Annotated in this window: 20 protein-coding genes and 1 tRNA gene; 9 read left to right on the top strand and 12 right to left on the bottom strand. The window is 73.0% G+C overall.

Annotation, left to right across the window (positions count from 1 at the left end; all coding sequences use genetic code 11):
- Positions 1 to 49 precede the first annotated feature (49 nt).
- From INN71_RS13600 to INN71_RS13610, 3 genes are read left to right on the top strand one after another with little or no spacing between them, the layout of a single operon-like run.
- Positions 50 to 493 carry a hypothetical protein gene (locus tag INN71_RS13600; RefSeq protein ID WP_301800809.1) on the top strand — a complete coding sequence of 148 codons (444 nt, stop codon included), beginning with the start codon at positions 50 to 52 and terminating at the stop codon, positions 491 to 493.
- A gap of 1 nt (position 494) precedes the next feature.
- Positions 495 to 1,430, top strand: a complete 936-nt coding sequence (locus tag INN71_RS13605; protein WP_277500814.1) for a hypothetical protein — start codon at positions 495 to 497, stop codon at positions 1,428 to 1,430.
- Entirely contained in the window at positions 1,427 to 2,830 is a 1,404-nt protein-coding gene (locus INN71_RS13610; RefSeq protein ID WP_277500815.1) for a hypothetical protein, read from the top strand. Before INN71_RS13605 ends, INN71_RS13610 begins: the two co-directional genes overlap by 4 nt.
- A 21-nt stretch (positions 2,831 to 2,851) precedes the next feature.
- On the opposite strand, the gene INN71_RS13615 is transcribed toward INN71_RS13610, so the two are convergent.
- From INN71_RS13615 to INN71_RS13625, 3 genes are read right to left on the bottom strand one after another with little or no spacing between them, the layout of a single operon-like run.
- Positions 2,852 to 4,378 carry a VWA domain-containing protein gene (locus INN71_RS13615; RefSeq protein WP_277500816.1) on the bottom strand — a complete coding sequence of 509 codons (1,527 nt, stop codon included), beginning with the start codon at positions 4,376 to 4,378 and terminating at the stop codon, positions 2,852 to 2,854.
- 5 nt (positions 4,379 to 4,383) lie between these two features.
- On the bottom strand, positions 4,384 to 5,259 hold the full coding sequence (locus INN71_RS13620; RefSeq protein ID WP_277500817.1) for a MoxR family ATPase: 876 nt from the start codon (positions 5,257 to 5,259) through the stop codon (positions 4,384 to 4,386).
- A 41-nt stretch (positions 5,260 to 5,300) separates the two neighbouring features.
- The gene (locus tag INN71_RS13625; protein WP_277500818.1) at positions 5,301 to 5,567 is read right to left on the bottom strand and encodes a GlsB/YeaQ/YmgE family stress response membrane protein; all 267 of its coding nucleotides are present in this window, start codon (positions 5,565 to 5,567) and stop codon (positions 5,301 to 5,303) included.
- 158 nt (positions 5,568 to 5,725) lie between these two features.
- Here INN71_RS13625 and INN71_RS13630 point away from each other — a divergent pair.
- The 6 genes from INN71_RS13630 (at position 5,726) to INN71_RS13655 (ending at position 13,506) form a co-directional block, all read left to right on the top strand.
- Positions 5,726 to 5,815: transfer RNA gene (locus INN71_RS13630), tRNA-Ser, on the top strand.
- 481 nt (positions 5,816 to 6,296) lie between these two features.
- Complete coding sequence (locus tag INN71_RS13635; RefSeq protein WP_277500819.1) at positions 6,297 to 8,387, top strand: hypothetical protein; 2,091 nt, start codon at positions 6,297 to 6,299, stop codon at positions 8,385 to 8,387.
- Positions 8,388 to 8,854: 467 nt separating this feature from the next.
- Positions 8,855 to 10,093 carry a helix-turn-helix domain-containing protein gene (locus INN71_RS13640; RefSeq protein ID WP_277500820.1) on the top strand — a complete coding sequence of 413 codons (1,239 nt, stop codon included), beginning with the start codon at positions 8,855 to 8,857 and terminating at the stop codon, positions 10,091 to 10,093.
- A 218-nt stretch (positions 10,094 to 10,311) separates the two neighbouring features.
- A complete protein-coding gene (locus INN71_RS13645; RefSeq protein ID WP_277500821.1) occupies positions 10,312 to 11,172 on the top strand; it encodes a collagen-like protein in 861 nt (286 codons plus the stop codon).
- Between the two features lie 376 nt (positions 11,173 to 11,548).
- A complete protein-coding gene (locus tag INN71_RS13650) occupies positions 11,549 to 13,072 on the top strand; it encodes an aldehyde dehydrogenase family protein (protein ID WP_277497803.1) in 1,524 nt (507 codons plus the stop codon).
- Entirely contained in the window at positions 13,072 to 13,506 is a 435-nt protein-coding gene (locus INN71_RS13655; RefSeq protein WP_277497802.1) for a DUF779 domain-containing protein, read from the top strand. Before INN71_RS13650 ends, INN71_RS13655 begins: the two co-directional genes overlap by 1 nt.
- Positions 13,507 to 13,524: 18 nt before the next feature.
- Here INN71_RS13655 and INN71_RS13660 read toward each other — a convergent pair whose 3' ends face one another.
- The 9 genes from INN71_RS13660 to rhaS form a co-directional block, all read right to left on the bottom strand.
- Positions 13,525 to 14,163, bottom strand: coding sequence for a lactate utilization protein C (locus INN71_RS13660; RefSeq protein WP_277497801.1), 639 nt, complete (start codon positions 14,161 to 14,163; stop codon positions 13,525 to 13,527).
- Positions 14,160 to 15,623: a lactate utilization protein B gene (locus INN71_RS13665; RefSeq protein WP_277497807.1), complete on the bottom strand. Its 1,464-nt coding sequence runs from the start codon at positions 15,621 to 15,623 to the stop codon at positions 14,160 to 14,162. Before INN71_RS13665 ends, INN71_RS13660 begins: the two co-directional genes overlap by 4 nt.
- A 17-nt stretch (positions 15,624 to 15,640) precedes the next feature.
- Positions 15,641 to 16,426, bottom strand: coding sequence for a (Fe-S)-binding protein (locus INN71_RS13670; RefSeq protein WP_277497806.1), 786 nt, complete (start codon positions 16,424 to 16,426; stop codon positions 15,641 to 15,643).
- A gap of 22 nt (positions 16,427 to 16,448) precedes the next feature.
- Entirely contained in the window at positions 16,449 to 19,499 is a 3,051-nt protein-coding gene (locus tag INN71_RS13675; RefSeq protein WP_301800812.1) for a glycosyl hydrolase, read from the bottom strand.
- Between the two features lie 43 nt (positions 19,500 to 19,542).
- Positions 19,543 to 21,063: a rhamnulokinase family protein gene (locus tag INN71_RS13680; protein ID WP_301800814.1), complete on the bottom strand. Its 1,521-nt coding sequence runs from the start codon at positions 21,061 to 21,063 to the stop codon at positions 19,543 to 19,545.
- Positions 21,064 to 21,204: 141 nt separating this feature from the next.
- Entirely contained in the window at positions 21,205 to 23,244 is a 2,040-nt protein-coding gene (locus INN71_RS13685; protein ID WP_301800816.1) for a bifunctional aldolase/short-chain dehydrogenase, read from the bottom strand.
- Positions 23,245 to 23,317: 73 nt separating this feature from the next.
- The gene (gene rhaI, locus INN71_RS13690; RefSeq protein WP_277497797.1) at positions 23,318 to 24,481 is read right to left on the bottom strand and encodes an L-rhamnose isomerase; all 1,164 of its coding nucleotides are present in this window, start codon (positions 24,479 to 24,481) and stop codon (positions 23,318 to 23,320) included.
- A complete protein-coding gene (locus tag INN71_RS13695; protein WP_301800818.1) occupies positions 24,478 to 24,927 on the bottom strand; it encodes an L-rhamnose mutarotase in 450 nt (149 codons plus the stop codon). Before INN71_RS13695 ends, rhaI begins: the two co-directional genes overlap by 4 nt.
- A gap of 215 nt (positions 24,928 to 25,142) precedes the next feature.
- Positions 25,143 to 26,168: a rhamnose ABC transporter substrate-binding protein gene (rhaS, locus tag INN71_RS13700; RefSeq protein WP_277497795.1), complete on the bottom strand. Its 1,026-nt coding sequence runs from the start codon at positions 26,166 to 26,168 to the stop codon at positions 25,143 to 25,145.
- Between the last annotated feature and the right edge of the window lie 27 nt (positions 26,169 to 26,195).

A 26,195-nucleotide genomic window follows, 5' to 3' on the forward strand; every position in this document is an offset into this window, starting at 1 on the left:
CCGCCGGGCAAGCAATCGGACGGACGGGGACCGAGCGGGAGGACGAGGGATGTACGGCGACGCCACAGTGATCCGCAGACGGGCCGCGCAGCTGCGCGAGCAGGCGGTCGACGTGCGCGCCCTGGCGGACCGCCTGGTGGCGGGCGCGGACGGCATCGACTGGAGCGGGCGTGCGGCGGAGGACCTCCGGCTGCGCATGCGCGACCGGGCCGCGCAGCTGCGGCAGGTCGCCGCGCTGCACGAGACGGCCGCCGAGTCCCTCGCCCGGCACGGCGCGGAGGTGGGCGACCTCAAGGACGCGATCGCCGACGCCGAGCGCAAGGTCGGCGCCCTCGTCGCCGAGGCCCGCACCCGCCAGGCCGAGCTGTCGTCGTACGACGACGCCGCCGGCGTCACCCGCACGCTGAGCCGAGAGGACCAGGAGCTCGTGGACGCAGACCTCCCCCCCGCCGGTCACAAGGACTGGCTCGACCTGACCCTGCAGGGCCGCTGACATGACGACCATCGATCTCGGGTCCCCGCCCGTCGCAACGCTGCCCCTGCTCGACGGCCTGCCGCGCCGGGTCGCGCTGACCCTGCCCGAGCTGCAGCACTGCGCGGTCGCCGCCGGCGGCGCGCCGCTCCCCTTCCTCCTGGCCGGCCCGGCCGCCGGTGACGCGCCGGCCGACGCCCTGGCGGACCGCCTGGGCGCGCAGCGCGCCGACACCGACGTGCAGGCGTACGCCGACGCGATCGCCTCGCTGCACGACCCGGCCGGCACCCTCGCCCGGCGCGGGCTGCTCGACGAGGAGGGGGTGGACGCCGGCGTGCTCGGCGCGATCGGCCTGCTCGCCGCGCCCCGCATCGGCGTGGACCTCGACGTGGTCGCCGGCGGCGTGCGCGCCAAGGCCTGGCACCGCCAGGCCGGCGGCGCCGTCGCCACGCTGGCCACGGTCGACGGCATCGTCTTCGACCTCGCCTGGTTCCCGAGCGACGCGTGGGCCGACGAGCTCGGCCGCGTCGCCGTGATCCCCGAGGACGTGACGCTGACGCCGTCGTCGGTCCCCGAGTGCGTCGACCTCCCCTACGAGCTCGTCGACGCCGCCGGCGAGGCGCTGCGCACCCACCGCGCGGACGTGCTGCCCGCCCTCGTGGCGCAGCACCTCGGCGCCGTGCGCGACCAGGACGGCCGCGTGCTCGGCGAGGGCGAGGTGCTCACCGTCGTGCAGGCGCTGCACACCGAGACCCAGGGCCGGCTGCGCGCGATGCTCGCCGACATCGCGGCCGAGGCCACGACCGTCGGTGTCGTCTCCTGGCTCCTGCTGGCCGACGGCTGGCACCAGCTCCGTCCCCACCGGGACGGCGACACCCACCGGGTGGAGGTGCGCCGGGTCGACCCCGGTGACTTCCCCACCGCTCTCGCACCCGTCCTCGCGGAGGTGACCGCATGACCGTCCCGGAGACCGCCCCCGAGACGACGCAGGACGGCACGGCCGAGACGGCCGGGCCCGACGCGGCGACCACGGAGGCCGCCGACCTCTCCCCCGCCGCGAAGGCCGAGGAGCGCTACGAGCGGATGCTCGGCCTCGCCGACCTGTTCGACGGCACGGGCGACGAGCTGCGCGCCCGGGCGCGCCTGGGCAAGGAGGTGCTGGAGGACGAGGCGGTCGCCGAGTCCGCCCCGCTCTCGCCCCGCACGTTCGAGACGGCCGAGGGCGACGTCCGTGCCGCCACGACGGGCCGCCACGGCCTGATGAGCCGCTCGGTCGACCTCGACGCCGACGCCCTCGTGGTGCGCGCGACCGTGCTGACCTACCAGTGGATCGACGAGCTGCAGGACGTCGCGTTCCGCACCCTGGGCTCCGCCGCGGGCCGGGCGATCGGCTACCTGGCGCCCGAGGTGGCGCTCGGCGGCGCGATCGTCTCCGCCGGGCTCATCGAGACCGACGCGATGGACCGCGACGGGCTGGCGGCGTACCTCGGGGAGCTCGCCGAGCAGAACCCCGAGCTGCTCGACCACGTCTCCACCGGTGGTGGGGGCCTGCTGGAGAGCCTGCAGATGCGGTCGCTGCTCACCGCCGCCTTCCTCGCGGGCGACCGCGGGCCGGCGGCCGGGCGGGCCGGGCTCGCCGCCGTCGGTGCCGGTGACTTCGCAGCCGACTCCGGCGCCGCCTTCCGCGACGTCGCCGTCGGGCTCGCCGACGTCGAGGCCTCCGCCGCACCCGGCGCGCCGGCGCCGGCGGCCGTCGACGCGGACGGGCTGACCGTCCCGCGCTCCATCGAGGACCTCATGACCTCCCTGGCCACGCTGACCCGCCGCGTGCAGGTGCAGCGGGTCGGCGAGGGCCGCTACATCGCCTACCTGCCCGGCCCCGACGGCGGCGCCCGCGGCCGGCTGCGGCTCGTCGGGGGCGACCACGCGGCGTACGGCGACGAGGTGGTCGCCGCGATCGAGCGTGCGGTCGGCGACGAGCCGGACGCGCGGGTCATGCTCGTGGGGTCGGCCCAGGGCGGGCTGACGGCCGCCGAGGTGGCCGCGGCCGCGTCGTCGGGCGTCTTCACCATCGACCAGGTGGTGACGGCGGGCGCGCCCTCCTCGCAGGTGCCCCGCATCCCCGAGGCCACGCGGGTGCTATCCCTGGAGGACCGCACCGACCCCGTCGCGCTGCTCGGCTCGCTCATCAACCAGGGGCTGACGAACCGCGTCACCGTCGTGTTCGACGGCGAGCACGCGCGAGGTGACCGCAGCGACCTCTACGTCGCGGGCGGGCGGGCGGCCGACGCGGCGACGCACCCGGCGCTGCGGGCGGAAATCGACCGCATCACGCAGCTGGGGTACCTGGCGGGCTGAGCCCGCCGGGCCCCCGCCCCGTCACAGCACGCGCTGCACGAACTCCTCGAGCTGCACGAGGTTGCGGCACTCGACCATGGGCACGACGGCGGCGTAGCGGGACGCCGCCGAGTCGCCGCTGTCCCAGTGCCGCGGGTGCTCGGGGTTGAGCCACCAGGCGGCGCGGATGCCGCTCGTCATGGCACGCAGGTCGTCGAGGGCCAGGTCGGAGTAGTTGCTGCGAGCGTCGCCGAGCACGAGCAGGGACGACGCCGGGCCCAGCGCGTCGCCGTACTGGCTGCGGAAGCTGTGCAGCGCGGCGCCGTAGCTGGTGCGGCCGACGAGCGCCGCGTGCTGGGTGCTGGCCACCAGCTCCTCCATCACCTCGGCCGGGTCGCGGCCGGGGCGCAGCACGTGCGTCACCTCGGTGGTGCGGTCGACGAAGGTGAACGCGCGCAGCCGGCCGAGGTTCTCGCGCAGCGCGTAGGTCAGCAGCAGCGTGAACTGGGCGAAGTGCGCCACCGAGCCACTGACGTCGCAGAGCACGACGAGATCGGTGCGGTGGGGCCGGCGCGGGCGGTGCAGCGTGCGGATCGGCACGCCGCCGGTGGACATCGAGGCGCGGACGGTGCGGCGGAAGTCGAGCGGCCCGCCGCGCTGCGCGGCGCGCTGCTTCGCGAGCCGGGTCGCGAGGCGCCGGGCGAGGGGGGCGACCTGGCGGCGCATCTCCTCGAGGTCCTCGCGCCGGGCGGCGGTGAACGCGAGCCGGTCGATGCTGGGGCGCACGGCGACGTCCGCGACGTACTCCGGCGACTTGCGCTCCGCGATCCGGCGCCGGGCGTCGTCCTCGACCAGCCGGGTGAACCGGCCCACGCCGCGCGCGACGCTGCGCTCCGCCCGCTCGCGGGCCGCCGGGTCCATCGCGTCGGTGTCGAGGTCGCCGAGGAGGCCGGCGACGACGCGGTCGGTGAGCTCGCCGGGGGCGAGGCGCCGCAGGGTCTGGTACGCCGAGTACGCCGTCTGCCCGGCGGTGCGCCCGGGCATGGCGCCGAAGCGGCCGACGGCCTCGGCAGCGAGGCGCGCCAGGTCGTCCCCCGGCGGGGCGGCGTCGCCGTCGCTGTGCTCGGAGCGCTCTCCCGCCTCCGCGGCGAGCGCGTCGGCCAGCGTGGTGGCGAGGCGCTCGCGGAAGGCGGCGACGGCCTCGGCGTTGTCGCGGCTCGGGTCGAGGGCGCGGCCGGCGGCCGGGTCCTCGGCAGCCGGGTCGAGCGTGGCCAGGCCCTCGCCGACGAGGTGGGGGAAGAAGAGGTCGAACAGGGTGTCGAAGGTGGTGCGCTGACCGGCCTTCTTGACCAGCGTGGCGGCGTACCCGGCCCGCACCGCGGAGCGGTCGGTCCAGTCGAGCCGGCGCAGGGCGGCGGTGGCGTCGAGCCCCTCGGCCAGGCTCACCGGCAGCCCGGCGCCGCGCAGCGCCTCGACGAAGGCGATGTGGCGGTCGATGAGGCCGCTGCGCACGGCGGACCCGGCGGGCTCGCGCGGCGGCGGGCCGGGGGGCGGCGGGGCGGGGGGCACGGCGCTCAGGCCCTCAGCCGCAGCTCGCGGACGGCGCGGTCGTGGTCGGTGGCGTGCTTGAGCACGGCGCCGAGGGTCGCGCTGATCGCGGCCTGGTCGAGCTCGCGCACCTCGAGCGCGACGAGGGTGCGGGCCCAGTCGATGGACTCGGCGATCGAGGGGGCCTTCTTCAGCTCGAGCTCGCGCAGCCGCACGACGGTGGCGACGAGCTGGCGGGCGACCGCGTCGTCGAGGTCGGGCACCTGGGCCGCGACGATCTCGCGCTCCCGCTCGGCGTCGGGGTAGTCGAGGTGCAGGTAGAGGCAGCGTCGCTTCAGCGCCTCGGAGAGCTCGCGGGCGGCGTTGGAGGTGAGCACGACCAGCGGCTTGCGGGTCGCGACCACGGTGCCGAGCTCGGGGATGGTGACCTGGAAGTCGCTCAGCACCTCGAGCAGGAGGCCCTCGACCTCGACGTCGGTCTTGTCGACCTCGTCGATGAGCAGCACGGTCGGCTCGTCGCGCCGGATGGCGGTGAGCAGCGGCCGGGTGAGGAGGAACTCCTCGGTGAAGATGTCGTCGTGCGTGGCGTCCCAGTCGGGGGCGGCGCCGTCGGCACCGCGCGCGGTCTGGATGCGCAGCAGCTGCTTGGAGTAGTTCCACTCGTACAGCGCCCGGGCCTCGTCGAGACCCTCGTAGCACTGGAGCCGCACCAGGCCGGCGCCCGTCGCGCGGGCCACGGCCTTGGCGAGCTCGGTCTTGCCGACCCCCGCCGGACCCTCGAGCAGCAGGGGCTTCTCGAGCGCCCCCGCGAGGTACGCCGTCGTGGCCGTCGCCGTGTCGGCGAGGTAGCCGGCGTCGCCCAGGCGGGCAGCAGCGTCGGTGGGCGAGGAGAACCAGGTCATGGCGTCATCCTCACCCACCGCGCTCACCGGTGGACGGTGGGTCAGGCGTGGGTCTTGCGACGGCCCATGATGCCCTCGACGAAGCCGACCAGCACGACGGCGGCGATGATCGCCACGATGGCGCCGATGATGTTGAGCTCGCCGAAGTCACCCGTGCCGAGCAGCGTCGCGACGACGCCGCCGATCAGCGAGCCGATGACACCCAGCACGAGCGTGCCGACGAGGCCGAGGTTCTGGCGACCCGGCTTGATGAGGCGCGCGACGACGCCGACGAAGAGACCGAACACGATGAAACCGATGATTCCCATGGGACACCAGTACCCACCCGGCCGCTCCCCGTGCGAATCGGCGCACGTCGCGCAGCCCACACCCCGGGTACGTCGAGCCGAACTCGCCGGGTCGTCGCTCGCGTGCCCGGCAGCACCCGATTCGGAACGCCGGGCGCCCGTCGGCTAATGTCTCCCGCGGTGGCGTGTCCGAGCGGCCTAAGGAGAACGCCTCGAAAGCGTTTGTGGGTGCAAGCCCACCGAGGGTTCAAATCCCTCCGCCACCGCCATACGTCCGGGAGCCCGGGCCCCACGGGGCCCGGGCTTCTTGCATCTCCGCCCACCCGTCGGCGCGACGCCACGCGAACCGCATCATGGTCCTGTGACCCCGGTCACGGGCCGCCGCGCGCTCCGGCGAGCGATCGTGACACCGTGGGCCACCCCAGGGAACCGAAGGGGCGCATCCGTTTCGAGTCACGGACCATGGTCTGACCGCAGGTCGGCCCGGCTGACGACGCCGCGCTCCCCGCCACGCCGCGCACCGAACCCAACCGGTGATGCGTTCCCCGTTCGACCCTCGAGAGCAGAGGTGCGGATGGTCCCGGGCGACGACCACCCGCGCAGTGGAGATTCCGCGCGACATCTGCGGCGTTCTCCGAACAAGGTCGGCGCTGCCTCTTACTCTCGGCATGTCCGGGCGAGCGAGGGGGTAGCGGTGTGGCCGCGACATTAAGTGGCACTAGGTCGTCACTGGGAATTTCAACGGAGGACGTGAGTTCCTACCGTTCGTACCTAACGTTCGACCCTCGTCCCGACGCTGTCGACCTGGCCTTACAGCAGATTGCCGCCTGGCTCCGCGAGAAGAGCTACGGGGAGCCAGACCTCCAAGTTTCGCAATTGTTGAGGGTTTCAAACTCCGCAGAACTCGTGGTTGCCCACCACGAAGCCAAGCGTGTGAGCGATTTCCGCATTCGACTCACCGAGACCGAACGCAACGGGACGCAGTGGCTTACCTCAGTAGCCATGCACTCGCCGGCCCGAGGCACTGGGTGGCTGTCCATTCGCAGCGGCCACACCGGCGGCAAACAGGCCGAGCGACCTAAAGTGGCGAAGTACCTCATCGAGGTTCTGGAACTGCGGGATGGCGACTACCCCGTCTCTGCTGGCGCACAGATCGTTCGTCCCGACGACGTTGAGGACCTGCTCGAGGCCGTATGCGACCTCAACCGGAACGGATTGCTATTCGTCGCCGCCACCGACAAGTCGCAAGCCGACATGCTGCCCGCTTTCGCGAAGCGGGCAGAGACGTGGGCCCGCCGCATTCACGGCATCGCTCAGTTCGTTGTGCTCGACCCGGAAGCCAGCACGGTCTTCAACGAGGGCGTTGGCCCGACCCACGCAGCGATACCCTGGACGGTCCGCACCTACGCCCCAGGCGTCGACCCCGCTTGGGAACCTGACGCACGCCGCCACCGCGTCCTCGGTACGCGACGACTGGCTGACGAGACTGATCAAGCCATTGCCGGGATCATCACCAGAGCGGCCCGCAAACACTCGGCTGGCCACAAGTTGCCCGACGCCGCCCGGACAGTCATAAAGGGATTGAACCGGGTAGAAGACCGGCTTCTCTTGGACGCACTTTTCTCTCCAGGGTCGCCCACTGCTCAATTACTTTCCGACGCGAGCGAGGGCCTCGCGGTCGCTGCGGACAAGTCGACTGGAACCGATCTCGCCCCACGGGAAGCCGTTGCGGAGACAGGAGCAGTCGCAGAGACGCTCGCCTCGGAGGCAGCCCAATTGCTCGCTCACGGGCCTGCAACGAACGGGGCCTCCATCGAAGTCGATACCGAGACTTTCGAAGCGGACTACTCGAGGGAACCCGATGACTCGAATATCACGACACCTCGCGACCCCCGTGCCCTCAACGGCATCTCAGCAAGCACCGCCCACGCGGCAAATGATGGCGAAACCAGATCAGTCGACTCCGAAGGTGACATAGCTGCTGTCGCCGCCGAATACCTTTCGATCATTGAACTCGTAAAGCAAACCCTTGGCGTTGACGACCTCACACCCCAGGCGCTCGAGCAAGTGGCCATGTCGGCAAGCCGGGCCTCGGACCAGGCGGCGGCTCGCGAACAGATGGCTGAACGAATCAGCTCGGAGTTGGCCGAGCGCCAAGGACGGATAGAGGCTCTCGAAGAAGAGGTGGAGGCGTGGCGGGAAACCGCCGAGGAGGCGCTCCTAGAGCAGGGCAGCGCTGAGGAGGATCGGCGCGCCATCCAGGACGAGGTGCTACGACTGCGCCGGTTCTTGCTCGAGCAAGGTCGCCATACAGAGGCACTCAGCCCGACCCCGACCTCCGCCTCGACCAGTGCGCCGAGAAACTTCGAAGAGCTTCTAGACCGGCTCGGCGAGTTCGAGCAACACGGCGTCGTTTTCACAGGCGACCGGCGACGGACCATAGGACTTGACGACAACGACACTGTCGGCAACCTCGTGGGCGCGGCATGGGAGTACCTACTGGTCTTGGCCGACTACGTACGGTCGAAAATGTTGGGTCACTTCGACGGCAACATGAAGAGCTACCTACTCCACACTCCAGCCGGCTACCGGCCCCTTCCCAAGAGCCGCTTTGGCGAGAAGGAGAGCAGGTCCACCCTCAACCAGTGGGGCGCCGACCGAGTTTTTCCTGTGCCGCCTGAGGTAGCGCCGACGGGGGAGATCCTGATGGAGGCGCACTTCAAGCTGCCCCGATGCGGCATGGTCACTCCACGTATCCATTACTACGACAACGCTCACGCCGACGGCAGGGTCTACGTCGGCTATATCGGTCCGCATCTTCGAACCAAGGCAACAAACTGATGGGCGGGCGTACGCCACGACCGCTGATCGTTGGACGGGACGGCCACCCGACGACGGGTGGCTAAACAAGGCTTCCTGCCCCCTGCCATCAGGACGCCCAAGCGGCCCAGGAACAAACCAGTTCGACGGTAAGCGTCCGCTATTCCGCGCACGGCCCGGCCGAGACCCAAGCTCGACAGCCTTCCCGTGTCGAAGGAGCGGTCCGTTCAATCCCGGCTAACCGTCACAGAACTCGGTCGTCTGCGGCGGCGTACCCTGAAGTCGAGCGCGCTTACCGCCATACCTCCCGGGAGCCCGGGCCCCACGGGGTCCGGGCTTCCGGCAACTCCGCCTCACCCGTCGACGCGGCGCCGAGCCAGGAGCATCATGGGTCTGTGACCCCGGTCACGAGCCGCCGCGCGCTCGCGCCGGTCGTGGGCAACGGCGCCCCCGGGGTCCACGGACGGACGGGAGAGCGACGCGTGGGCATGACGAGACACCTCCCGCCACGGCGCGACGGCGGGATGCGGTCGGCGGTGGTGGACTCCTGGCACCGCTCCGCCTCGGCGGGCGTGCGGCCCGACGACGCCACGGCGCCGATCACGCTGCCGGAGGACGCGCTGCGGGACCAGCGCGAGGCCCACCCGCTCGCCCGCGTGTTCCCCCTGCTCGACGACGTGCTCGGCCACGCCGCGCGCGACTGCGGCGCGGTCATGGCGGTCTCGGACGCCGACGGGCAGCTGCTGTGGGTATGCGGCACCCCGACGACGCTGCGCAGGGCCGAGGCCATCGGGTTCGTCGAGGGGTCGAACTGGGACGAGCGGCTCGCCGGCACCAACGCCCCCGGTCTCGCCCTCGCGCTCGACCAGCCCGTCAGCATCGTGCGCGACGAGCACTTCCGCTCCGCCGTGCAGGGCTGGAGCTGCGGCGCCGCCCCCATCCACGACCCCGGCACGCACGCGCTGCTCGGGGTCCTGGACATCACCGGCGGCGACCAGATCGTCGTACCCCAGACCATGGCGATGATCCGCGCTGCGGCCCGCATGGCCGAGCTCGAGCTGGCCCGGGACCTGCTGACCCGGCAGGCGCCGGCCCCCGCCTCGACCGCGCCCGGTGCCCACCTCGTGCTCGAGGGGCTCGGGCGCACCGACGCGCTCCTCACCGTCGAGGGCGCGGGCGGCGCCCCCCGGACCGTGCGGCTCTCCCCCCGGCACAGCGAGATCCTGCTGCTCCTCGCCTCGGCGCCGCAGGGACTGTCGGGCGACGAGCTGGCCGTGCTGCTCTACGCCGACGACGGGAGCGGCGGCAGCGGGTCCTCGACGCTGCGGGCGGAGCTCAACCGCCTGCGCCACCTGCTGGGCGGCGACCTGCTGGCGTCGCGCCCGTACCGCCTCACCGCCCAGGTCACCGGCGACTGGCTCACCGTCGAGGCCCTGCTCGCGACGGGCGACCTGCGGGCCGCCATGCGCGCGTACGGCGGACCCGTGCTGCCCCGCTCGACCGCCCCGGGCGTGACCCGGCTGCGGGAGAACCTCGGGTCGCAGCTGCGGGGGGCGCTGCTGCGCAGCCGCGAGGCCGACCTGATGTCGCAGTGGACGCGGTCGACGTGGGGCGCCGACGACTACGAGATGTGGCAGGCCCAGCGCCGCGCCGTCGGGGCGACGTCGCCGATGCTGCCGCTCATCGACGGCCAGCTCGCGCGGCTCGACCGAGAGCTGGGGGTCTGAGGGGGCGTGGTCTCGAGGGCCGCTGGCGCGGCCACCTCAACCACCGGGTGGCTGGCGCGGCCACCTCGACCACCGGGACGGGCCGCGCGGCCACCTCGACCACCGGGACGGGCCGCGCGGCCACCTCGACCACCGGGTTGTCTAGACCGGGCCATCCGGACGGCGGGGTGCGCCGAACGTGAGGCGGGACACACGTCCCCCGACCCGAAGGAACCGCCATGGCCCCCTCACGCCGTCCCCGCCTCCCCCGCGTCGCCCTGCCCGCCCGCCTCCGCTCGCTGCGCCCCACGCCGTCGCTCATCGTCGCCTCCCTCGCCCTCGCGGTCGCCGCGGGTGGCGGCACGGCGTACGCCGCCAGCCAGATCGGCGGGGAGAACATCCGCAACGGCTCCATCACGGGGTACGACGTGCGGGACGGCTCGCTCTACCGCGCCGACTTCGCGAAGAACCAGATCCCGGCCGGCCCGCGCGGTGCTACGGGCGCGACCGGTCCGCGCGGCGCGACGGGCGCCCCCGGTGCCCGCGGGCCCCAGGGCGCCCCCGGCACGCCGGGCGCGCCTGGCGCTCCGGGCCAGCAGGGACCCCAGGGCGAGCAGGGCGAGCAGGGCCCCGCCGGGCCGGGCGTCCGCTGGTTCCTCATCGACGCCTCGGGCGCGATCGTCGACCAGTCGGGCGGCTTCACGGTCGCCGCGGCGTACCCCGAGCTGGCCAACACCGCCCCGGCGGGCGCGCCCTCGAACGCGCTGCGCGCGGCCGGCAACGTCTACGTGAACGCGGGCGAGGACCTCACCGGTTCGGGCATCGTGGCGACCATCGCGCTGCAGAACCAGGTCGACCAGAACGGCGACGGCGTGACCAACGGCCGGGCGGGCGCGGCCGACGCCAACCCCGAGTTCTCCGGCGAGATCACCGCGACCACCTGCGGCCTGGCCGGGATCGTGGCCTGCGCTCCGACGGGCACGAACAACACGAACCACCTCGTCGTCAGCCCGCGCCTCAGCGACGGCTCGGTCACGACGTCGACGAACCGCAAGCGCTTCTACGTGATCGTCACCGACGGCGGGATCACCATCGGCTGACCGCCGTACCCCGGCCGCCTGCTGCAGGTTTCCCCGCCCAGGCGGGGAAACCTGTGGTCTGCGGCCGATGCCTGGGCCGCAGACCACAGGTGTTCGTCGCAGAGTCGCGGCGGCCCGGGGCCGAGGCGGGCCCGGGCGGCGGCGCCCGGGCGGCGGCGCCTGGGCGGCGGCAGGCGGTCGCCCTCGCGCGCCCGAGTGCGCAGGTTCAGCCGGAACGCGGGCCGAGGACTGAATCCACGCACTCCGCGGGAGCCCGCCGCCCCCGCCGACCGCCCGCTCCCGGCCGGGAGCGGCGCGCAACGGTCCTGCAACGTGGGCAGCCCTAGCGTGTGAGCGCAGTCACACACCGCCTCACGCACCGAGGAGATCCCACCCCATGACCGTCTACGCCGCTCCCGGCTCCGCCGACTCGCTCGTCACCGTCGAACCCCGCTACGACCACTACATCGGTGGCGAGTGGGTGGGCCCGGTGAAGGGCGGCTACTTCGAGAACATCTCCCCGGTCAACGGCAAGCCGTTCACCGAGGTCGCCCGCGGCACGAGCGAGGACATCGACGCCGCCCTCGACGCCGCCCACGCGGCCGCCGACAAGTGGGGCGCCACGTCGCCCACCGAGCGCTCGAACGTCCTGCTGAAGATCGCCGACACCATCGAGGCGAACCTGCCGGCCCTGGCCGTGGCCGAGACCTGGGACAACGGCAAGCCGGTGCGCGAGACGCTGGCCGCCGACCTCCCCCTCGCGGTCGACCACTTCCGCTACTTCGCCGGCGCGCTGCGCGCCCAGGAGGGCGGCGTCTCGGAGATCGACTCCGAGACCTACGCCTACCACTTCCACGAGCCGCTGGGCGTCGTCGGCCAGATCATCCCGTGGAACTTCCCCATCCTCATGGCCGTGTGGAAGCTCGCCCCCGCGCTGGCGGCCGGCAACTGCGTCGTGCTCAAGCCCGCCGAGCAGACGCCGTGGTCGATCCTCAAGCTCGTCGAACTGGTGGGCGACCTGCTGCCCGCCGGCGTGCTCAACGTCGTCAACGGCTTCGGTGTCGAGGCCGGCAAGCCGCTCGCCTCCTCGCCCCGCATCGCCAAGATCGCGTTCACGGGCGAGACCACCACGGGCCGGCTGATCATGCAGTACGCCAGCCAGAACATCATCCCCGTCACCCTCGAGCTGGGCGGCAAGAGCCCGAACATCTTCTTCGAGGACGTCGCCGCCGAGCGCGACGCGTTCTACGACAAGGCGCTCGAGGGCTTCGCGATGTTCGCGCTGAACCAGGGCGAGGTCTGCACCTGCCCGAGCCGCGCGCTCGTGCAGCGCTCCATCTACAGCGACTTCGTGCCCGAGGCCGTCGCCCGCGTCGAGAAGATCACGCAGGGCAACCCGCTCGACGACACGACGATGATCGGCGCGCAGGCCTCCAACGACCAGCTGGAGAAGATCCTCAGCTACATGGACATCGGCAAGCAGGAGGGCGCGAAGATCCTCACCGGCGGCGAGCGCAACGTGCTCGAGGGCGACCTGGCCGAGGGCTACTACGTGCAGCCGACGATCTTCGAGGGCGACAACTCGATGCGCGTCTTCCAGGAGGAGATCTTCGGCCCCGTGGTCGCGCTGACCTCCTTCGACGACGAGGCCGACGCGCTCAAGGTCGCCAACGACACCCTCTACGGCCTCGGCGCCGGCGTCTGGTCGCGCGACGGCAGCCGCGCGTTCCGCATGGGCCGCGGCATCAAGGCCGGGCGCGTCTGGACGAACTGCTACCACGCCTACCCGGCGCACGCCGCGTTCGGCGGCTACAAGCAGTCGGGCATCGGCCGCGAGAACCACAAGATGATGCTCGACCACTACCAGCAGACGAAGAACCTCCTGGTGTCCTACTCCCAGAACGCCCAGGGCTTCTTCTGATGACGACCCCCGACACCGGCTCCGGCGGCGCGCCGCTGCCGCCCGAGCCGGTGCGGGTGGCGGTCACCGACGCGGCGGCCGAGCTCGTGCGGCGTCTCACCGAGACGCACGGACCGGTGATGTTCCACCAGTCCGGCGGCTGCTGCGACGGGTCGGCGCCGATGTGCTACCCCGACGGCGACTTCCTCACCGGCGACGCCGACATCCACCTCGGCGACCTCGACGTCGGGCTGGAGCGCGCCGTGCCCGTGTGGATGTCGCGGGCGCAGTTCGAGTACTGGAAGCACACCCACCTCACCATCGACGTCGTGAAGGGACGCGGGGCCGGCTTCTCCCTCGAGGCCCCGGAGGGTCTGCGGTTCCTGCTGCGCTCGCGGATCCTCACCGACGACGAGTTCCTGGCGCTCGAGAAGAGGATCGCCGACGCGTCCTGACGCCCCGCCCCGGCGGGCTCAGCCGACGAGGAGCACGTGCAGCGTGCGGGGGCCGTGGACGCCCTCGACGCGGTCGAGCTCGATGTCGCTCGTCGCGCTGGGCCCGCTGATCCACGTCGCCGGGCGCGCCGGGTCGAGCAGCGCGACCGCGTCGGGCACGTCGTCGACGACCTGGTCGGCGCGCACGAGGCACACGTGCAGGTCCGGCACGAGGCTGATCGCCCGCCGTCCCTGGTCGGGCGCGTGGTCGAGCACGATCGTGCCGGTCTCCGCGATGCCCACCCGGGCCGCCGTGACGACGCCCTGGGTGTCGTCGAGCTCGAGCGCGCTGAGCGGCGCCCCCGGCGCGTCGACGACGGTGCCGACGTCGCCCGCCGACAGCGCCGCGACCACGTCCGGGTCGAGGTCGGGCGGGACGACGACCAGCGCGGCGGGGCCGGCGTGCCGCCGTACCGCCGCGAGCACGCGCTCGCCCACCTCGGCGGGCGAGCACCGCTCGACGACGGCCTTGTAGTCCTCGACCCGCTCGACGAAGAGGTCGAGCCGCTCCTGGGGCGAGTACGCCGGCACGCGGGGTGCGTCGGGCACCTCACGGGTCCGCTCGACCCCGGCCAGCGCGGAGCGCACCCTGCCGAGGATCTCGTCGCGGGCGCTCATCGCTGCTCCTCCCCACGGGTGCGCGCCCACCAGGCGCGGAAGGACTCGCGCGGCGGGGCCGGCAGGTCGCGCGCCCCGGTCCAGGCGGCGGCGCCCGGCCCGGGGAGGGGTCCGGCCGCCGACCGGCCGCCGGGCAGGTGCCGCTTGCCGAAGCGGCCCAGCACCCGGCCGCCGAGGCCCGACAGCTTCTCGACCCGGGCGAGGCGGCGGTGGTCGGACAGGGCCCAGGCCGCGCCCTTCATCGCCACGGCCTCGGCCTTCGGCACGCGGTCCTCGCGGTGGCCGTCGACCACTTTCGAGCGCAGGTGCACGAGCACCTCGGGGATGTCGATGCGCACGGGGCAGACCTCGAAGCACGCGCCGCACAGCGAGGAGGCGTAGGGCAGCGAGTCCGTCTGCGGGTCGCCGGTCCCCTTCATCAGCGGGTTGAGGATCGCGCCGATGGGGCCCGGGTAGACCGAGCCGTAGGAGTGGCCGCCGGTTCGCTCGTAGACCGGGCACACGTTGAGGCAGGCCGAGCAGCGGATGCAGCGCAGGGCCTGGCGGCCGACGTCGTCGGCCAGCGCGCGGGTGCGCCCGTTGTCGAGGAGCACGACGTGCACCTCCTGCGGCCCGTCGCCGGGGGTCACGCCCGTCCACGTCGAGGTGTAGGGGTTCATCCGCTCGCCGGTGGAGCTGCGCGGGAGCAGCCGGAGCAGGGGGTCGAGGTCGGCGTACGTCGGCACGACCTTCTCGATGCCCACGACGCTGACGAGCACCTCGGGCAGCGTCAGGCACATGCGCCCGTTGCCCTCGGACTCCACGACGACCAGCGTGCCGGTCTCCGCTACCGCGAAGTTGGCGCCGGAGACGGCCACCTTGGCGCGCAGGAACTTCTCGCGCAGGTGCGCCCGGGCCGCAGCGGCCAGCACGGCCGGCTCGTCGGTGAGGTCGGCCGGGGCGGGCCGGCCCACGGCGCCCATCTCGCGCAGGAAGATCTCCCGCACCTCGGCGCGGTTGCGGTGGATGGCCGGCACGAGGATGTGGCTGGGCAGGTCACCGGCGAGCTGCACGATGAGCTCGGCCAGGTCGGTCTCCCAGGCGGCGATGCCCTCGGCCGCGAGCGCCTCGTTGAGGTCGATCTCGGCGGTCGCCATCGACTTCACCTTGACGACCTCGTCGACCTCGTGGGCCCGGGCCACCTCGGCGACGATGCGGCAGGCCTCCTCGGCGTCGCGGGCCCAGTGCACCGTCGCGCCGTTCGCGACCAGGGAGGCCTCGAGGCGCTCGAGCTGCACGTCGAGGTCGCGCAGCGCCGAGTCCTTGACGGCGGCGCCCGCGAGGCGCAGGTCCTCCCACTCCGCCACCTCGCCCACGACCGCGGCCCGCTTGCCGCGGATGACGCCCGTGGCGTGGGCGAGGTTGTGGCGCAGCTGGGTGTCGCCGAGCGCGGCGCGCGCGGCGGTCGGGAACGCCGGCATGCCGACGAAGGTGCCGGTCACGTAGCACCCCCGGCGCGCGGCGTGGCGGCGGCCGGCGTACCCGCCTCGGTGGCGGAGCCCGTGGGCCCGGCCTCCGTGCTGGCGAGGATCTCCGCGAGGTGCACGACCCGCACGCCGGCCTGCTGACGCGAGAGCATGCCGCCGATGTGGAGCAGGCAGGAGTTGTCGCCGGCCACCAGCACCTCGGCGTTCGTGGAGCGCACGTGGCGGGCCTTGTCGGCCCCCATCGCCACGGAGGTGTCGGCGTTCTTCACCGCGAAGGTGCCACCGAAGCCGCAGCACTCCTCGGCGCCGGGCAGGTCGACGAGCCGCAGCCCGCGCACCTCCTCCAGCAGCTGCCGGGGCCGGTCACCCACCCCCAGCGTGCGCAGCGAGTGGCACGTCGGGTGGTAGGTGACGGTGTGGGGGAAGTAGGCCCCCACGTCCGTCACGCCCAGCACGTCGACGAGGAACTCGGTGAGCTCGTAGGTGCGCGGCGCGGTCTCCGCGACCGCGGCCTGGAGCCCGGCGTCACCGGAGCGGCGCGCCACCAGCGAGTGCTGGTGGCGCACCGAGCCCGCGCACGAGCCGGAGGGGGTGACCACGGCGTCGTACCCGGCGAAGGCCTCGACGAAGGTGCGCACGACCGGCACCGCCTCGTCGAGGTAGCCGGTGTTGACCATCGGCTGGGCGCAGCACGTCTGCGCCACCGGGAAGTCCACCTCGACCCCCAGCCGCTCCAGCAGCGTCACGACCGCCTGCCCCGTCGCCGGGAACATGGCGTCGTTGACGCAGGTGACCATCAGCGCGACGCGCACGGGACGCTCACCTGACCTCCTGCTCGACGTACGGGACCAGCCGGACCGGGCCCAGCAGACCATAGTTCTGCCGGGTCGCCACGCCGTACACCTCGGGGGTCACCGTGCGCAGGCGGTTGAGCAGGGTGGAGGCCACCTCGACCTGGATCGTGTTGCGGCCGCGGCGCAGGCGGCGACCGAGGTCGACCGTCGTGACCAGCGGGTCGCACGGGGGCAGCGCCTGGCCGTTGACCGACACCCGGAAGGTGTCCTCGACCGCGCCGAGCTCGAGCAGCGCGCCCGTGCCCGTCGGCCACTGCTGGCCGAGGTCGATCGTCACCGAGTAGCGGCCGATGCCGGAGACGTCCTCCAGCCCGGGGATCTGCGACCAGGGACGCAGGCCCTCCACCCGGGTACGGCGGGTGGTGCGGGTGGTCGTCGTGGCCGTGCGGCCCGGCGTCCAGTCCTCGACCTCGAGGTCCCACGTGCCCAGCGTCAGCGGCGCGCGGACCGAGGCGATGGTCGTCACCTTCGTGCGTCCGCCGGCGAGGGTGACCGTGTGGCGCCCCGCGGTCGAGGAGCGCACGACGATGCGGCGCTCGTCGCCCGACACGGCCTCGGCCGTGGTGGCGACGACCGAGACCGGACGCTCGGAGCGCGCCGGCGCGGCGAGCACGACGACGGTCGACTGGCCGGGCTGCAGGTCGACGCGCACCCGCACCTTCGACCCGGACCGCTCGTGGAACGCGACCGGCGTGAGCGTGCCGCTCCACGTGTCGAGGCGGTAGGGCACCGCGTCGGCGCGCGTGGCGGTCAGCCACACGTCCTGGGTGACGCGGGTGAGGCGGCGGTTCTCGGCGTGCTTGGCGTTGGCCAGGTAGTAGAGGTCGACACCGCCGCCCTCGGCGAGCACCCGGCGCACCGACATGACCGTCGAGCGCTCGTGGGTGACGTCGGGGGTGACGCCCAGCGCGGCCAGCGCGCCCGGCACGTCGGCGTTGGCGGTCGCGCCCACCGTGCGGGTCGTCGGCAGCGCCGCGACCGCGGCCATCTCGGCGCGGATCTGCGCCACGGTCTCCGCGGACTCGACGCCGACGGGCTCGGCCAGGTTCGCCCAGTCGCCCATGAGCACGACCTTGAGGCCGGCCTCGGCCAGCGCGCGCACCCGGCGGGCGGCCGACAGCTCGATCGACAGGCGGTTGCCCCGGAACTGGTCCGGGCCCACGATCATCACCTTGTACGCCGGACCGTCCGGCGCGAGCCGGCCGTCCCGCACGGTCGCCAGCGGCAGGTCGAGCAGCGCGGGCGTCGCGAACCCGTGGGTCCAGCCCAGCGGGATGCCGTCGTTGGTCGCCCAGGGGGCGCCGATGCCGGTGGACGCCCAGCCCTTGGGCCGCAGGAACACCACGTCGTACTTCGGGACACCGGTCTGCAGCACCAGCTGGGTGCGGGCGAGGTGGGCCGCGATGCCGGGCATGTGCTGCCACAGCGGCGTGCGCGGGCCCCACGCCTCGCCGAAGCCGATGGCGCCGTTGTAGTACGGCGAGAACGCCGCGAAGCCGGGCCAGGTCACGCCCGGCGCGGTGGCGTGGGCGAAGCCGTGGAGCACGGCCATGTTGACGCCGGCCGCGTAGATGCTGTGGATCGTCTGGAGCGCGCGCTCCCAGGTCGTCGAGTAGGCGCCGCCGTTGTAGCAGGCCGCCTCGCACGACAGCACGGTGCGGCCGCCGAGGTCGCGACCGCCCGCCATCACGCGGTAGTCGTCGAGGTTCTTGAACCCGAGCGACTCGGTCTCCGGCACGTCGACGACGGCGCTGTGCTCGACCGTGTCGGTCTCCAGGCCGTAGGGCTGCACGCGCAGGCCCATGTCGAGGGTGCGGGCGAACTCCTGGATCGGCTTCAGGTGGTGGTCGCGGTAGAGGTCGGAGATCGTCTGGTTGACGTCGTCGCGCACCCGGATCGTCGTCGTGGCGTCGAACGCGAACTGGTAGCGCTCGTGGAGCTCGAGGACGCAGGCGAGGTAGGGGCGCAGGTCGTAGCCGCGGCGCTCGGCGAACTCCTCGAGGAAGCGCGGCGTCCAGATCGTCGCCTCGGTCTCGATCTCGAGGGAGTCCTCGAAGAGGTAGCCACCGGCGGAGCGCAGGAGGCGGCGCAGCTCGTCGTCGAGGATCGTGGACTCCCACAGGTCGATCACGGCCTGCGAGCCGAGCGGCGAGAAGTGGTCGACGACCCAGCAGCGCGGGTCGGTGTGCGGGCCGGCCTCGGGCTCCTGGCCCGAGCCGCGCTGCCAGTAGGCGAGCAGCTCCCACGAGCCGGAACCGGCGGGCGCGGTCCACGTCAGCCGCCCGTCGACGACCTCGTCGGTCAGCTCGACGACGGAGGCGAGGTCGAGGACGGCCTCCGCGCGGGCGGTGCCCGGCGTGACGACGCGCGCGGCCTGGACGCCGACGAGCGTGCGGACGGTGGCGGCCTCGACGGGCTCCACGACCGGCTCCGGCAGTGCGTCGTCGTACGTCGCGCCGGCGGCGAGGGCGACCCGCCCGTGCACGAGCTCGGCGCAGGCGCCCTCGTCGTCCGGCGTCAGCGTCGGCACGGCGGCCGGCCACGAGGGACCGACGGTGATGTCGACGCGGACGCCGCGGCGACCTGCCTCGCCGAGGGCGGCCTTGACGCCGTCCACCCACGACCGGGTGCCCCAGCCCTGGGTGGCCAGCGGGATCTCGATGTCGCGGGCCCGGAGGCTGTGGGTGACGTCCGCGATCTCGACGGCGCCGAAGCCGGCGGCGGCGATCTGCTGGACCTCGAGCTTGATCTGCGCCGGGTCGACGGCGCCGTGCGGCCACCACCAGCGGAAGCCGGCGGCGGTCGCCAGGCCGGGGGTGGCCAGGCGGCGGGCCAGGTCGTCCGGCAGGCCCGGGTGCGGGTTGCCGGCCGCGGCGGCCGGGGAGGCGCCCGCACCGGTCGCGACGGTGGCGATGCCGGCCGTGGCCACGGCGGCGGTCAGGAGGCGGCGGCGGTCGAGGCGCGGGCCGCCCGTCGGCGTGCTGCCGGGGCCGGCGGAGGTGACGTCGTTGTCCATGGGGGTCTCCGAGAGGGGCGGGGCCGGGGAGGGCCGGGGACGCTCAGCCGACGGGCGTCGGTCGGGCGGTCTGGACGCGTCGCTCCGCGGCGGCCCAGTCGAGGTGGTCGCGCGGCTCGTAGCGGCGCAGCTGGTGGGTCTCGCGCAGCAGGGCGCGCATGGCGGTCAGGTCGGGGAGGTCCGCGCCGAGGGTGCGGGCCTGGACGAGCACGTTGCCGAGCGCGGCCGCCTCGCCGGGACCGGCCAGCACGGGCACGCCGACGGCGTCGGCCGTGAGCTGGCACAGCAGCGTGTTGTGCGTGCCGCCGCCCACGACGTGGAGAACGTCGAAGCCCTCGCCCGACGTCTCCGCCGCGGCCCGCAGGTGGCGACGGTAGGCGACGGCGAGCGAGTCGACGACCGTGCGGGTGACCTCGGCGCGCGTGGTGGGCACCGGCTCCCCCGCCGCCTCGGCGAGCGCGCGGATGCGGGTCGGCATGTCGCCGGGCGGCAGGAGGCTCGCGTCGTCGATGTCGACGACGGTGCGCAGCGCGGGCAGCTCCGCGGCCTCGGCGAGCAGGCCGGGCAGGTCGACCGTCGAGCCGTCGCGCTCCCAGGTGTGCACCGACTGCGAGAGCACCCACAGGCCCATGACGTTCTTGAGGTAGCGGACGGTGCCGTCGACGCCGGCCTCGTTGGTGAAGTTGGCAGCCCGCGCCTCCTCGGTGAGCACCGGGGCGCGCAGCTCGAGGCCGACGAGCGACCACGTGCCCGAGGAGATGTACGCCGACCGCTCGCCCGCCGCGGCCGGGACCCCGACGACGGCGGAGGCCGTGTCGTGCGAGCCCACCGCGACGACGGGCACCGGCGGCTCGTCGGCGCCGCGGCCCAGCGCCGCGGACACGTCGGGCAGCAGCGTGCCGACGCGGTCGCCGGCCTCGCGCAGCGGCGGCAGGATCGACCACGGGATGCCGAGGCGCGCGGCGAGGTCGGTCGCCCAGCTGCCGGTCGTGGCGTCGTACAGCCCCGTGGTGGAGGCGTTGGTGCGCTCCGCGCCGATCTCGCCGGTCAGCCAGTAGCCGAGCAGGTCGGGCAGCAGGAGCAGGGTCTGCGCCGACTCCAGCGCGGCCGTGCCGCGGGCGGCGGCGAGCTGGAAGACGGTGTTGAACGGCAGGTGCTGCAGGCCGGTGCGGGCGAAGAGCTCGGCGGCGGGCACGGTCTCCCACACCTGCTCCGGCACCCCGACGGTGCGGGCGTCGCGGTGGCTGTAGGGGTTGCCGAGCAGCACGCCGTCGCGGTCGAGCAGGCCGTAGTCGACCGCCCACGAGTCGATGCCGATGCCGTCGAGCGGGCCGGTGGCCGCGATGCGGCGCAGGCCGGCGACCACCTCGCGGTGGATGCCCAGCACGTCCCAGTAGAGCGAACCGCCCGCGCTGACGCCCCCGTTGGGGAAGCGGTGCACCTCGGCCAGCTCGAGCCGCCCGGGCCCGACGACCGCCACCATGACCCGGCCGCTGGTGGCGCCCAGGTCGACGGCCGCCACCCGCAGGTCACCGGGGCGCGGGGTGGGCAGGTCGGGGGTCACGGCTCGTCCTCTTCTCGGTGCGGGGTGGGTGGTGCCGGGGCGTGCTGGTGGGTGCTGCGGGTGCTGCGGGGTGGGGTGGCCCGGCGGCGGGCGGGATCGGCGCCCGCCGCCGGAGCCGTCAGGGGTTCCTCGGCGCGGGGGTCAGCGGAGGAACGCGGCGGCGACGCCCGCGTCGACCGGCACGTGCAGCCCGGTCGTGTGGGTCATCTCCGGGCCGCAGAGCACGAACACCGCGTTGGCGATGTGCTCGGGCAGCACCTCCTTCTTCAGGATGGTGCGCTGCGCGTAGAACTTGCCGAGGTCCTTCTCCTCCACGCCGTAGACGGCGGCGCGGTTGGCGCCCCAGCCCGAGGCGAAGATGCCGGAGCCCTGGACGACGCCGTCGGGGTTGACGCCGTTGACCTTGATCCCGTGGGCGCCGAGCTCGGCGGCCAGCAGGCGGACCTGGTGGGCCTGGTTCGCCTTCGTCGCCGAGTAGGCGATGTTGTTCGGGCCGGCGAAGACGGAGTTCTTCGAGGAGATGTAGATGATGTCGCCGCCCATCTCCTGGGCGATCATCACCGTGGCCGCGGCCTTGGAGACGAGGAACGAGCCCTTCGCCATCACGCGGTGCTGGAGGTCGAAGTCCTCGCCGGTGGTGTCGAGCAGCGACTTCGACAGCGACAGGCCCGCGTTGTTGACGACCAGGTCGATGCCGCCGAAGGCGAGCACCGCGGCGTCGATCGCCGCCTGCACCGCGACCTCGTCGGAGACGTCCGCCGCCACGCCGAGCGCGACGTCGGCGCCACCGATCTCGGAGGCCGCGGCCTGCGCCTTCGCCAGGTCGAGGTCGGCGATGACGACGCAGGCGCCCTCGGCGGCCAGCTTCTTCGCCGTGGCCTTGCCGATGCCGCCGGCGGCGCCGGTGATGAACGCGATGCGCGAGGCCATCGGCTTCGGCTTCGGCATGCGCTGGAGCTTCGCCTCCTCGAGCGCCCAGTACTCGATGCGGAACTTCTCCGCCTCGTCGATGGGGGCGTACGTCGAGAGGCCCTCGGCGCCGCGCATGACGTTGATGGCGTTGGTGTAGAACTCGCCGGCCACGCGGGCGGTCTGCTTGTCCTTGCCGAAGCTGAACATGCCGACGCCCGGGACGAGCACGATGAGCGGGTCCGCGCCGCGGATCGCCGGGCTGTCGGCCGTGGCGTTGCGGTCGTAGTAGCCCTGGTAGTCCTCGCGGTAGGCCTCGTGCAGCTCCTTGAGCCGCGCGATCGAGTCCTCGACGCTCGCCGAGGCGGGCAGGTCGAGCACGAGGGGCTTCACCTTGGTGCGCAGGAAGTGGTCGGGGCAGGAGGTGCCCAGGGCCGCCAGGCGCGGGTGCTCCGCGGCGGCGAGGAAGTCGAGGACGACGTCGGCGTCGCTGAAGTGACCGACCATCGGGCGGTCCTTGCTGGCGATGCCGCGGATGGTGCCCGCGAGCGCGGCGGCCTTCGCCCGGCGCTCGGCCTCGGGGAGCGCGCCGTACCCGTCGAGTGCGGGGCCGAAGGGCTCCGCCTTGGAGTTCTGGGCGATGTAGGCCGCGGCGGTGTCGATGATCCACAGCGAGTTGGCCTCGGCCTCGTCGCTCGTGTCGCCCCACGCGGTGATGCCGTGGCCGCCGAGGATGCAGCCGACCGCCTGCGGGTTCTTCTCCTTGATGGCCGCGATGTCGAGGCCCAGCTGGAAGCCGGGGCGGCGCCACGGCACCCACACGACCTTGTCGCCGTAGATCTTGCTGGTCAGCGCCTCGCCGTCCGCGGCGGTCGCGATCGCGATGCCGGAGTCGGGGTGGAGGTGGTCGACGTGCGCGGCGTCGACGAGGCCGTGCATGGCCGTGTCGATGCTCGGCGCGGCGCCGCCCTTGCCGTGGAGGCAGTAGTCGAACGCGGCGACCATCTCGTCCTCACGCTCGATGCCCGGGTAGACGTCGACGAGCGCGCGCATGCGGTCGAGCCGCAGCACCGCCAGCCCGGCCTCCTGCAGCGTGCCCAGGTCGCCGCCCGAGCCCTTGACCCACACGAGCTCGACGGGCCGGCCCGTCACCGGGTCCGTCTCGGTGCCCTTGGCGGACGTGTTGCCGCCGGCGTAGTTGGTGTTCTTGGGGTCCGAGCCCAGGCGGTTGGACCGGGCGATCAGCTGCTGGGGGACGGTGAGATCAGTCATCTCGGGTGGTTCCTCTGGGGTGTGAGGGTGTGCGGTCGGGTCGGTGCGTCCGGGGTGCGGCAGGCGGGGCGGGTCAGTTCCAGCCGACCTGCGTGCCGCCGACACGGGCGGCCTCGAGGCCCTCCTGGTGGCCGCTCGCGGCGTACGCCTTCATCGGGTGCGCGGGCAGGCCGCGCTCCTCGCGCCAGGCGGCGAGGTCGGCGCGGACGTCGGTGGAGAAGGCGTCCATGAAGATCTCGTGCGCCTCGAGCACCTCGCCGGCCTCCTGGGCGGCGGTGAGGGCCTCGCGGTCGAGCAGCAGCGCCCGGGCCGTCATCTCCTGCACGTTGAGCACGGAGCGGATCTGGCCGGGGATCTTCTTCTCGATGTTGTGGCACTGGTCGAGCATCAGCGCGACGTCGGAGTCGGCGTCGAGGCCGCCCCCGCGGATGACCTCGACCATGATGCGGAAGAGTTGGAACGGGTCGGCCGAGCCCACGATGAGGTCGTCGTCGGCGTAGAAGCGGCTGTTGAAGTCGAACGAGCCGAGCTTCCCCAGGCGCAGCAGCTGGGCGACGATGAACTCGATGTTCGTGCCGGGCGCGTGGTGGCCCGTGTCGAGGCAGACCTTCGCGCGGTCGCCCAGGGCGCTGACCTGCACGTACGACGTGCCCCAGTCCGGGACGTCGGTGTGGTAGAAGGCCGGCTCGAAGAACTTGTACTCGAGCACGAGGCGCTGGTCCTCGCCGATCCGGTCGTAGATCTTGGTCAGCGACTCGTGCAGGCGGTCCTGGCGGCCGCGCATGTCGGCCTGGCCCGGGTAGTTCGAGCCCTCGGCGAGCCAGATCTTCAGGTCGCGCGAGCCGGTGGCGTCCATGACGTCGATGCACTCGAAGTGGTGGTCGACGGCCTTCTGGCGGATCTTCGGGTCCGTGTGGGTCAGGGCGCCGAGCTTGTAGTCGTCGTCCTGGAACGTGTTCGAGTTGACCGTGCCCAGCGCGATCCCCAGGTCCTCGGCGTAGCGGCGCAGGGCCGCCCAGTCGTCCACGAGGTCCCACGGGATGTGCAGGGCGACGGCCGGCGCGAGACCGGTGAAGCGGTTGACGGTCGCGGCGTCCGCGATCTTCTCCTCCACCGAGCGCGGGGTGCCCGGGGTGCCGAACACCTTGAAGCGCGTGCCCGAGTTGCCGTAGGCCCAGGAGGGGACCTCGATCGCCAGGCGCTCGAGCGTCGGCGTGATGGCGGTGAAGCTGGTCATGCGGGGTCTCCCTCGGTACGACGGCTCGCGGCCGCCGCGCTGTCGCTGTGGTCGGTGGGGCTCGGTGCGGTGGTGCCCGGTGCGCTGGTGCCGGTAGTGCTGGAGGTGGCTGCGGCGAGCTGGTCCTCCAGGTGGAAGACCTCCTCGAGCTGCAGGAAGCCGGTGTCGGGGGCGGCGCCGTCGAGGTCGACGAAGAACTCGCCCATCTCGGCTTGCCAGCGGGCGTTGACCTCGGTGGCGGCCATCGCGGCCTGCGCGTCCTCGATGGTCGTGGTCACCTCGACGTACCCGACGAGCAGGCCGTCGGGACGCACGAAGAGGGAGTAGTTGCGCCAGCCGGACGCGTGGAGCGCCTCGAGCATGTCGGGCCACACGGCGGCGTGGCGCTCGCGGTACTCCGCCAGGCGGTCGGGCTTCACCTGGAGCTGGAAGCAGACGCGCTGCACGGGACCTCCTCGACACGGGATTGAATCGTTTTAATCCTACGCCACCGCGGGGTTCCGGCCGGTCGCGGTACCAGCGGTAGTCCTCGACTACCGCTGGTACCGCGAGCGCGGGTGGTGCGGTGGATCAGGTGGTGCGGTGCTGCGGTGCTGCAGTGGATCAGGTGCTGCGGGTGGCCGCGGGCGGCCGGGGGTCGACGTACGACCTGATCGACCGATCAGAAGTCGAAGTCGCCGATGTTCTCCGACGTGAAGACGGTCGGGTCGCCCAGGAGGACCTCGCCGTCGGCGCCGACGGTGTACTCGCCCAGGTCGCCGGCGGTGAAGGTGTCACCCTCCTCGCCGGTGATGTCGCCCTCGACGAGCGCGTGGGCGGCGTGCGCGGCCAGGTAGCCCAGGTCCTCGGGGTTCCACAGCGCGAACGAGGTGACGGTGCCGTCCTCGATGAACTCGCGCATCTGGTTCGGCGTGCCGAGGCCGGTCAGCGCGACCTGGCCCTTGTACTGCGACGTCGAGAGGTAGCGCGCCGCGGCGGCGATGCCGACCGTGGTCGGGCTGATGATGCCCTTGAGCTCCGGGTTCGACTGCAGCAGCGCCGCGGTCTTGTCGAAGGACGTCTGGTCGTCGTCGTCGCCGTAGACCGTCTCGACGATCTCGATGTTCGGGTACGTCTCGGCGGCGTAGGACTCCATGAGCTCGATCCACGCGTTCTGGTTCGTCGCGTTGGCCGCGGCGGACAGGATCGCCACCTGGCCCTCCTCACCGATCTGCTCGGCGATGAGGTCGACCTGCGTCTGGGCGATGCCCTCGGCGGACGCCTGGTTGACGAAGATGTCGCGGTACTCGGGGTCGACGTCGGAGTCGAAGGTGACGACCTTGACGCCCGCGTCCCGGGCCTCCTCGAGCGCGGAGCCCAGGGCGGTCGGGTCGTTCGCCGAGACGACGAGGGCGCCGACGCCCTGCTGGGCCGCCGTGTTGATGAACGGGACCTGCGCGTCGGGGGTCGCCGTGGTCGGGCCGACCTCCTCGAAGGTGCCGTCGAACTCGCCGACGGCACGCTCGCCACCGGTGCTGGAGGCGTCGAAGTACGGGTTGCCGAGGTTCTTCGGGAGGAAGGTGATGGTGGAGGCCGAGTCGCCGCCACCGCCACCCTCGCCGTCGTCGGAACCGCAGGCGGTCAGGGCTGCACTCGCGGCGAGCGTGAGGGCGACGAGCGCGGAGACGCGCCGGGTGTTGAACTTCATCGTTCTTGCCTTTCGATGGTGGTGACG

This window comes from Nocardioides sp. ChNu-153 (genome assembly GCF_030466625.1).
In the GTDB taxonomy this organism is placed as follows: Bacteria; Actinomycetota; Actinomycetes; order Propionibacteriales; family Nocardioidaceae; genus Nocardioides.